General features: G+C 68.4%; 2 protein-coding genes. One reads left to right on the forward strand and one right to left on the reverse strand.

Translation table 11 applies throughout. From position 1 onward, the window contains the following. On the forward strand, window positions 1-772 hold a 772-nt coding region (locus AC1D12_RS33795; RefSeq protein WP_477845443.1), incomplete at its 5' end, for a TonB-dependent receptor. Window positions 773-891: 119 nt separating this feature from the next. Here the strand turns inward: AC1D12_RS33795 and AC1D12_RS33800 are convergent. Continuing rightward, on the reverse strand, window positions 892-1,147 hold a 256-nt coding region (locus AC1D12_RS33800; RefSeq protein WP_477845444.1), incomplete at its 5' end, for an EamA family transporter.

The following is a 1,147-nucleotide window of genomic DNA, read 5'->3' on the forward strand; positions in this document are numbered from 1 at the left end:
CTTCACCGAACCGCGCCTGGGACTGGAGTGGAACCTGTCGCCGCGCACCCTGGCGTCGGCGGGCATGGGCCGGCACCACCAGCCGCCACCCATCGAGCAGGCGCTGCGCGACATCGGCAACCCCCAGCTCGCCCACCTGCGCAGCACGCAGTACGTGCTGGGCGTGACGCAGGCACTCGACGCCGGCTGGTCGGTGCGTGCCGAGGTCTATCGCAAGACCTTCCAGGGCTATGCGGTCGACGACCCGGCGCTGAAGTACGTCAACGGCGGCAGCGGCACGGCCAGCGGCTTCGAGCTGCTGGTGAAGAAGGACGGCAGCGAGAAGCTGACCGGCTTCTTCTCGCTCAGCGTCTCGCAGGCGCGGCGCCGGAACGACCTGACGGGCGAGAGCTTCCGCTTCGACTACGACCAGCCCGTCATCGCCACGCTGGTGGGCCAGTACAAGCAATCGGACGCCTGGACCTGGGGCGCCAAGTGGAGCTACCACACCGGCTCGCCGTACACGCCGGTGGTGGGCACGGGCACGTACCCCGACGGGCGCGCCAAGCCGGTCTACGGCGCCATCAATTCGGTGCGCGTACCGGCCTACCACCGGCTGGACCTGCGGCTGGACCGCAAGGTGTCGCCCCGCCTCACGCAGTACGTCGAGCTGATCAACGCCTACAACCGGAAGAACGTCTCGGGCTACAGCTACAGCCCCGACTACCGGACCCGCGAAGAGGTCTACCAGTTGCCGGTGCTGGTCTCGTTCGGGATCCAGTACGCGTTCTAGGTGCGGCGCACTCACCACCCGCGGCCCTCAAGGTGTAGGCGGTGGCGCTGCTCTCGACCGTGTACGAGAAATGTTGGCCCATGGAGGGCGCCCACCCCGGAAACAGGCTGGCGCGGGCGTCAACCTGGCGTGGTACGCCGAACAACGCTCCCGGCCTTCGGCCGCGACCAGCCCAGCGTCGTGCCCGCGGCCGCCAGCAGGATCGCGGCTGCACCGACCCATTGGAAGAACCCGAGGCGTTGCGCAAACACCGCGTAGTCCACCACGAGTGCCACGAGCGGGTAGATGAACGAGAGCGCGCCGACGGTCGACGTCGGCAGCTTTTGAATCGCGCCGTAGAGCAGCACGAACACGAGGCCGGTGTAGACCACCCCC

Source organism: Rhizobacter sp. P1_G5, from assembly GCF_056405435.1.